Raw genomic sequence first — 8,279 nt, 5'->3', positions numbered from 1 at the left:
GGTTCTGCCAACGATTGTCAGCATCGTCGAAAGAGTTCCGGCGAAGACGATCTTTACCCGGTTCATTCCACCTTCCACCGCCGATTACGCCCACGGCATGTGGCGCGCATATTACGACAAATGGAAGGAAGTAACCCGGGCTAATCTCGACCGTGAATTGATCGACCTGATGCCGGCGCTTCAAAAGTATGTGCCGCCGGCAAAGATCATCAATAAGCCGGTCTACTCTGCGTTTGCTACTGGCGTGCTCCACAATGAGCTGCAGAAAACGGGGGTCAACACCTTGATAGTCACAGGTGCTGAAACGGACCTCTGTGTGCTCTCAACCATCCTGGCGGCCGTCGATCTAGGTTACCGCATCATCGTCGTAAAGGACGGATTGTGCAGTTCAGCTGACCAAACCCACGACGCTGTCCTGGGGCTATATGCGCAGCGCTTTGACCTACAAGTGGAGCTTACCCAGGCGAATGAATTGCTGGAAATTTGGCGAGGATAGCAAACCTGGGGAGCGACCACAGCCGCGTTGCGGTTGGCCGTTAAAGGCCTCTCAGGCGGCCTGACGCTGGTGCTTAAGATGTTGGTAGGCGGCGATGGCTCGGTTCGAGAGCGGTAACTAATTGCTCACTCCTCCCGGCCACCAAGGGAATAGGATGCTTACGTCGAGGTCGCCTTTGCATGATGGGCCTCCGCATGCGCTTTCACCGCAAAACAGCGGAGGTTGCGAACGGTTCCACAAGTATCGAAAATCGAACCCGGGCTTATCAGAGTTGCTAATGCCATCAGCGCTTCTTGTACGTTTTGAAGCCATCCAGCCGCGCCAATAAAATTAACGATGAGTTACCTTGAGGCTTAAACACGAGCCGCGAACTCGTCCTAGGTGAGCAGACGGAAGAAGGCGGGACCCGGCGAGGTAACGGGGCCCGAGCATCGCATTTGCTCCGGCACGCCCTCTGAAGAGGTAGCTCGCAAGAACAAAGGGAACTCGCGTCAACCTAATTGACGCAACAGCCGGCTTGGATGACGCTAAAACGCCGTAGTGTAACGCCGCAGGAGGCTGCCGTGTCTGCTTCCAATACCCAACACCCGTTTAGCCCCGCACGCCGTCACTTCCTGCGTGTGTCCGCCGCGTTTTCCGGCAAAGTGGTTGGTATCGCAGCTCTCGCATCCATGGGCTTGCCGTCGAGCTCGAAAGCCAAACCCGGTGGAGGTGGCGGTCACGGTGGCGGTGGTCACTGCTTCCTCAAAGGCACGCGCGTCCTGACTTCGCGTGGCGAGGCACAGATTGAGGACCTTAGAATCGGCGATCTCGTCAAGACAATGCGCGGCGAGGATTTGCCCATAAAATGGATCGGGCGGAACACCTTTAGACGGAGTGGCGCTTCTTGGCCCAAGAGCGTCGTGCCGATCCGCGTCTCGCGCTTCGCCATTGACGATCACACGCCTCACACCGACCTTTATCTCTCGCCGGGGCATGCCCTTTTTATCGACGGCTTCCTCATGGAGGTGAGGGATCTCGTAAACGGGGCGTCCATCGCGCCGGCTGCGCCGCCGGACATGGAAACCATCGAATATTTCCAGATTGTCCTCAACACACAGGAAGTGATCTGGGCCGAGGGGGCTCCCGTCGAGACCTTCGGTGGGGGAAATCTTGACCTGTTCACAAACTTTTTCGAGTACAAGCGCCTCTACCCGGATGATCCTTGTTCGGCAATTCCATTGGTCGCGCCGAACCTGAGTACAGGGCGAGCGCACTTGCACGCTTTGCTCGGGCTCGGAGCGTCGTACTTCATCAACGTGCGTGATCCTCTTCAAGAGGCCTATGAGCAGTTCGCAGCGCGTGCCGAGGAACTCGCCGCATAATTAGCACAGCGCGAGTGGTGCAACGAAACCGCCCGTCAGCATCTGCCGGCGGGTGCGTGCAGGCGGAAATCGGCTGCCGGCACGGCATCAGGTCACCACAGCAAGGGCTGCGATACCGCGCAAAGATTCGATCCCTAGACTGCTACGCTTGCCCGGGACGTGCAAGAAACTACAGTATTCATCAGAGCACAGGCCCGTAAAAAGCTTTCGACAACAACGAGAATTCGGCAGGAGTTTACAATGGGAACTTATGGGCCAAAGGCTACATCGGCGCCCACCGGGGCGATCATCCTTCATCCTGGCGACAATATCTCGGCTCTCGTGAGCGCAGCTCCTACTGGGACCACATTCTATTTTGAGCCTGGTGCCTATCGCGGCGTTTCCTTAGCGCCGAAAGATGGTCAGGCCTTTATCGGTGCTGAAGGAGCAATCCTCAACGGCTCGGCTGTGCTGTCCAACTGGACCCAGAGCGGCAATCTCTGGGTCATTGGCGGCCAGACGCAGCAGGGCCGCGTCCACCCGAATGCAGAGTTTGAACCGGGCACTCAGAGGCCCGGCTATCCGGAGACCGTGTTCCTCGACAATACCCCGCTAAAGCCGGTCGATGCTCTCTCCAAGGTCGTTCCTGGCACCTTCTATTTCGACTATGCCGCCGACAAGATCTATATCGCCGACAACCCAACGGGTCACACGATTGAAGCTGGCAAATTGACCGACGCTTTCCATGGCAGCGCCACGAATGTGACCGTGCAAAACCTCGTCTTCGAGAAGTATGACCCTCAGATCCAGGACGGCGCAATCCAGGGAGGCCGGGGTTGGACGATTCAGAACAATGAAGTCCGCCTGAATTACGCCGTCGGTATCATCGGGGTGGACGATAGCAAGCTCATCGGCAATTACGTGCATGACAACGGCCAGATGGGCCTAGGCGGGTTCGGTGACAACATCCTCGTTCAAGGCAACGAGATTGCAAAGAACGGCGACTGGTCCGGCATCGATGTGCTTTGGGAGGGTGGCGGATTCAAATTCGCCAACACGGATAACCTGGTCGTGCGCGGCAACTACTCACACGACAATAACGGGACAGGCATGTGGACCGACATCGACAACATCCACACGCTCTACGAGGACAATCTTGTCATGCATAACGGCATGGGCGGTATCAGCCACGAGATCAGTTACGACGCTATCATCCGCAACAACACTCTCATCGGAAATGGGGCCGATGATCCGCGCAGTTGGTGGTGGGGAAATGAAATCCAAATCCAAAACTCCGAGAATGTGGAGGTCTACGGCAACCGGGTCGAGGTGACCGGAGGCGGTAACGGTATCGTCATGATTCAGCAGAACAGAGGTTCTGGCACGTTCGGTACTTACATGACCACCGGCAATCAAATCCATGACAACATCATCGTCGATCACGACGGCGAGGGTTACATCGGTGGCGTGGCCGATTACAACCAATCCGGCATGCTTAGTGGGGGAAACATCTGGAGCAACAATCAATACTTCATGTCTGATGGGGGAGACAGGTTCCAGTGGGGTGGCTCTAAAACCTTCACCCAATTCAAAGGCGCCGCTCACGAAACCGGCTCAATCTCACAATCCTATCCCGACACGAGTGGCTGGCTGACCGCTTCGCCAGCGGACGCCGCCCCATCGCCACCTGCGGACCCTGCCCCACCACCCACCGCAGACACAAGCCCACCATCAACCCCGACGCTCAATGAGATTACCGGCACAAACGGTTCTGACGTGATTACCGGCACGAGCGGCGACGATTCCATTACGGGCCTCCGTGGTAACGACAAGCTCTCGGGGAATGATGGAGCCGATCTCATCATCGGCGGAGCGGGCCGGGACACTCTGTCGGGCGGTGCCGGCGATGACCGCTTTGTGTTCTCGTCCATCTCCCACTCGAAGATCGGCGCTCCCGACCTTATCCAGGACTTCCAGTCTGGCGATGTCATCGATCTTTCCCAGATCGATGCCCATGCAGGCCTCAGCGGCGACCAGGCCTTCAAGTGGATCGGATCCAACAGCTTCTCCAACCAGGCCGGCGAGCTGCGCACCTACTTCGACGACACCAACATCATCGTCGAAGCGAATGTCAACGGCGACGCGGCGGCCGATTTCGAGATCCTGGTGAACGGCAAGGTCACGCTCAGCGCCGTCGACTTCCTGCTCTGATCAAAGCCATCGAGCACGCAATCACTGGACCCGCCCGGCACGCGCCGGGCGGGTTTTTTGTCATCCCTGCCCACTCGCGGAGAGCTCCGCAGGCTGGGTGGTGCAGTCTGGAGACTTCGCGGTGATTCTGATGGGCGTCATGGCGCCAGTGGGTCAGGATCAGGTCCGGTGAAGTGTCCCAATTTTACCCCGCCGGGCGGTGAAGCGCGAGGCCGAGGAGGAGTGGGCGGGGGGTTAGCCACTTCGCCAGAAAAGCCTTTGCTTCCAATGTGCGTCATTAGGGGGTAGCCAGCGCAACCCATTGAATCTGCGTGCAGCCTCTATTTTTGCCCCGGCTGACGCTGACGCTGCAATCGGAGTATCCTACCGCGACGCAACAGGAACGAACACGATGACTGAGACAGTCACCATTGATCGCCCGTCAGTCGCCAGGCCTGTCCCTCGATCGCGATCCAGAAAGCCCGCGGTCAGTGCGTCGGCATTAGCGCTGCACCTAAACTGCAGCAGAACATACATCGCGGAGCTTGAAGCCGAAGGGGTGATCCAACGGCAAGGTGACGGCTTCCCGCTCGATCAGAGCCGAGTTGCCTACCTCCGATACTTGCGGCGCGAGCGGCGGCAATCGCCACGCGCGGAAGCCGACGCTGATCACGTCAAGCTCAAGACGGAGATGCTGCAACTGCACCTGATGGAGAAGAAGCGCGAACTGGTGCGCAGAGAGGATGTCAACGAACTGATCGACGGCATCTGCGGTGTGGTGCTGACGCATTTGTCGAGCCTAGCGGCGCGGTGTGCGCGCGTGGTGTCTTGCGATCCGGCGCAGCATCGAGCGGGTCGTATTCGAGGTGCGCGCCGAGATTGCCAACGTCTGCCAGATGGCCGACAAACACGGGCCGACACTAACGCCGTCAAGAGTTGCCTAGCATCTTTGAAGATGACTTTGATCTCATCGATGGCCTTTTGCGAATCCGGATGATCTAGGTCGATGCTCCGCAACTCGTCCAGGTCAGTGGAACGAATGGGAATAGACCGGGGAACCAGAACTTTCGGCGAAAGAGGCGGGCCGACGTCCGCTTTGACGCGCATTACGGACTCAACTCGGACATCGTGTCATGTCCGAGAAGTGCCAGTTTGGATGATAAACGAATAGCGAAGCGTACCAGATATTAACTTCACAAGGAGAATGCCATGCCCAGGACAAAGGTGTCCGTCCCTGATGTAGCTGAGGTCACCCCCGGTCTATGGTCAAACGCCATACGCGCAGGCGACATGCTGTTCATCTCCGGCCAGGTAGCACGTCCATTTGAAGGGGGCACCGGGATAGTCGGGAAGGATGAGTACGAACAGACCAGGCAAATATTTTCACGCATTGATCGCATCATCAAAGCGGCCGGCGGAACGATGGACAACTTGGTCAAGATGACCATCTACGTAGTCGATATCAAGAACAATACCGAGGTCTGGCGAGCGCGCAGCGAGTTCTTCACCGGAGATTTTCCAGCTTCCACGCTTGTGGAAGTGCGGTCCCTTGCAAAGCCGGAAGTGTTAGTGGAGATAGAAACCGTCGCCTATCTAGGTAAGAGTTAAAATTCCATTGGGTCAATCGCTCCCGAAATGGGCGGTCCACCCCATGTCTGCTTTCCCTCCGATACTGTTGCAAAAGTCTTTTTGCGTCACTGAACACAAATTTTCCGGGCCGTACACGCGGCGATCGAACAATAATTTGGGGGACTGCATTATCTAGCGACGAACTCACGGGCGACTTCGGTAATGACCTGCAGGCTACTTCGATCGGCGATTGCGGCTCGTTTGGTCCGTTTGCGGGAAATTGATCGAACGGCATTTTGGGAGTTTTGCAACAAAATCTGCCAATATCGGAACTACCGGATGCGACGTTGCGGTGTAAATGACCCGATATTCCGCGCGGCAAGTTCCTCAATGCGCCGGCTCGGCGCTCCAATTGTTTCCGTCCGACGGCGTCACGATCAGAAGTCAGGGAACGAAAGCTCCGGTCAAGACTTTGGAATCACGAGACCGTCGCTCGCCGTTAACTACATGGCGCATGTCGCGGATAGCCAAAGGTTCCTACTGCAGGGCCCGCTGTTCTCAAAAACAAGCGCTCGCGCAGATAGCCAAAAGCGGCGGTCTCCGGTTCCGTTCAGAATTGCCAGCCGTGCTCGCAAGCGGGAGAGCTGCGGGAGGGGGTGGACGCCATTGCTGGCGCTTTCTTACCCGAACGAGGCTTCGTTATGCGCAACCGCATTGACATAGACCCCAAACACAGCCGAGCAATCGTTCAAGAGATCGGGGGGAGACTGCGCGCGGTTCTGAAAGAAGAGCCGGAACTCCCGGGGAGCCTTAGAACGCAAATCGACCGGCTCGGCGAATTGGAAGTGCAGTCACCATCAATCGTTCCAGCGGCTGAGCGTTGGGACAAGCGTCGCCGTTGAGCCGCTTTGGACAGCATAGACGGCTCGGCCGAAGATGGACGAGCAATGCCATCGGTGAAGCGCCGTGCGTCAAAAATTTTGAATGAGTACGGCGCGGCGCAATCCGAATTAATCGGCAAAGCCGTCGTGCTTACCGACGGAAAGGCAGGCACGGTCCAGAACGTTTGGCTGGATGAATTGCACGGACTTCGGATTTCGATCAAAGGTCATGATGGGAGATGGCCGGTCTCAACAATTAAGTTCGTGGAGAGCTGCTAGCTTTCATACCGATCCCTGATCATCTAGGGAATGTCGGTCAACATCACGACGGAGGGAACAATGTCCAGACAGCAATCCTTGCAGAGAGGATCAGCGCTGATGGTTTTGGGTGCCCTGATCTTCCTCGCTTACGCAGTCGTATTCTTCTTCCGGGCCTTCTCGAGCAGCGGGTTTGAGATCGGTGTCGCGACGCTGAACGGCGTTACGACGCAACAATTGAACGGAATCAACCCGGCGATCACGGGTTACATCACGCACCTTCACCTAGCCACGGCAGGGTTCATCGCGGCCACCGCAATCGCGGCCGGGGGCCTGGCCTGGTACGGTGTCCGCGACGGCTTGTGGTGGGCGTGGATAACGGCCGTGATCTCGCCGGTCTTGGGGTTGGCCGTGGCATTACCAATGCATTGGATGAGACACTTCAACTATAATTGGGTGAGCCACCTCGGTCCGATTTACCTCGGTACCATCATTTACGTGGTAGGAGTTGTGGTGGCGCTGATCGGGCTTAGGCAAGCGGCGCCGACAGTTGCAACGGCCAGGCGGTAGGATTTTGCGAGCAGCGCGAATTCCGCTCCGGGTCGATACTGTTAGTGCGGCAGTGATAGTGACGCGCGGAGACTTTTTCTGCACCCATCCCTAGCGTCGGCTCAGATATTCGTCAGCGGGCGACCACGGTTTCTGAGCGCCTAGCAAGCCAGCGAATTTTCCGCCCGTCCAGGGCTTGGCTCCGTGGCCGGCGAGCGACACGCGAGATCGGGAGACAGGAGAGAGCCCAAATTCACTCAGATATTTATGCATCAGCTCAAGCTGTTTGTTTGCGATTGTGAGCCAAGGGTTTTGCTGCACATACCCGGAGGGGAGCTTTAGCAGCATGGGAGTTTCGTGCAGCTTGCGCTCGGCCTCCACCCAGCGCCCATACGCCTGGCAATAGGCCGCAAGCGCTGCGCGGTCGAGTTCGGTGAGGATGCGTAGGACGATCAGCTGCGCCGCTAACCGTTTCCATTCAGCTTTTGCCGGCGGACAAAGATGGGAGGGACACGTTGGTGCTCTTCGCGCAGGCTCTGGTTCGCTGGAATTGGGACGACGCCTCCCGGGATTTCCGTCCAGAAGCTTAAGATGGGTTGGCTTCGGCTTGCGACCGCGCATGATCAAAGCGCCTCCACCTGGTTGAGTTGGGCCCTGCGATGTTGATGCTGTGGACGGCTCCTCCACCGGCACTTGAGTGCCATGGATGTGGGCGCTGTTGAGGCTCCCACGATTCGGAGGAGCTATCCATGCTGACGGTCACGACAATCGGTCTCGACATCGCCAAGTCGGTCTTTCAGGTCCACGGAGTGGATACCGCCGGTCAGGTGGTCATCCGCCGCCAGTTGAAGCGTCGCCAGGTCCTGGCGTTCTTTGAGAAGCTGCCACCCTGCCTGATTGGCATTGAGGCCTGTGCCTCGTCTCACTATTGGTCCCGCGAACTTCAGGCACTCGGCCACTCGGTGCGATTAATGCCGCCGGCTTACGTGAAGC

8 protein-coding genes and 1 pseudogene are annotated in these 8,279 nt (G+C 57.6%); 7 read left to right on the top strand and 2 right to left on the bottom strand.

Annotated elements, in window-relative coordinates; translation table 11 throughout:
- From N554_RS0129685 to N554_RS0129675, 3 genes are all read left to right on the top strand, one after another.
- The coding region (locus tag N554_RS0129685; protein WP_036054563.1) for a cysteine hydrolase family protein at window positions 1-496 on the top strand (496 nt) is incomplete at its 5' end.
- A gap of 521 nt (window positions 497-1,017) precedes the next feature.
- On the top strand, window positions 1,018-1,860 hold the full coding sequence (locus N554_RS0129680) for a Hint domain-containing protein (protein WP_081851481.1): 843 nt from the start codon (window positions 1,018-1,020) through the stop codon (window positions 1,858-1,860).
- Window positions 1,861-2,100: 240 nt separating this feature from the next.
- Entirely contained in the window at window positions 2,101-4,050 is a 1,950-nt protein-coding gene (locus N554_RS0129675; RefSeq protein WP_051677785.1) for a right-handed parallel beta-helix repeat-containing protein, read from the top strand.
- A 493-nt stretch (window positions 4,051-4,543) separates the two neighbouring features.
- On the opposite strand, the gene N554_RS0129670 is transcribed toward N554_RS0129675, so the two are convergent.
- On the bottom strand, window positions 4,544-4,819 hold the full coding sequence (locus N554_RS0129670; RefSeq protein WP_029586771.1) for a hypothetical protein: 276 nt from the start codon (window positions 4,817-4,819) through the stop codon (window positions 4,544-4,546).
- 419 nt (window positions 4,820-5,238) lie between these two features.
- Between N554_RS0129670 and N554_RS0129665 the strand changes: the two genes are divergently transcribed.
- From N554_RS0129665 to N554_RS0129655, 3 genes are all read left to right on the top strand, one after another.
- Window positions 5,239-5,637 (top strand): RidA family protein, encoded by a 399-nt coding sequence (locus N554_RS0129665; RefSeq protein WP_029586770.1) that lies wholly within the window; start codon window positions 5,239-5,241, stop codon window positions 5,635-5,637.
- 908 nt (window positions 5,638-6,545) lie between these two features.
- Window positions 6,546-6,758, top strand: a complete 213-nt coding sequence (locus N554_RS0129660) for a PRC-barrel domain-containing protein (RefSeq protein WP_029586769.1) — start codon at window positions 6,546-6,548, stop codon at window positions 6,756-6,758.
- A 60-nt stretch (window positions 6,759-6,818) separates the two neighbouring features.
- The gene (locus N554_RS0129655) at window positions 6,819-7,307 is read left to right on the top strand and encodes a hypothetical protein (protein WP_197033799.1); all 489 of its coding nucleotides are present in this window, start codon (window positions 6,819-6,821) and stop codon (window positions 7,305-7,307) included.
- Window positions 7,308-7,397: 90 nt separating this feature from the next.
- Here N554_RS0129655 and N554_RS36685 read toward each other — a convergent pair whose 3' ends face one another.
- Window positions 7,398-7,907: a phage terminase small subunit P27 family gene (locus N554_RS36685; RefSeq protein ID WP_081851482.1), complete on the bottom strand. Its 510-nt coding sequence runs from the start codon at window positions 7,905-7,907 to the stop codon at window positions 7,398-7,400.
- A gap of 128 nt (window positions 7,908-8,035) precedes the next feature.
- On the opposite strand from N554_RS36685, the pseudogene N554_RS0129650 reads away from it, so the two are divergent.
- Window positions 8,036-8,279, top strand: a pseudogene (locus tag N554_RS0129650) (IS110 family transposase); the annotation flags it as partial.

It is taken from the genome of Bradyrhizobium sp. URHD0069 (assembly GCF_000701345.1).
In the GTDB taxonomy this organism is placed as follows: Bacteria; Pseudomonadota; Alphaproteobacteria; order Rhizobiales; family Xanthobacteraceae; genus Bradyrhizobium.
Note: the sequence above shows the minus strand (reverse complement) of the source record. Positions and strands in the feature narration are given on the sequence as shown.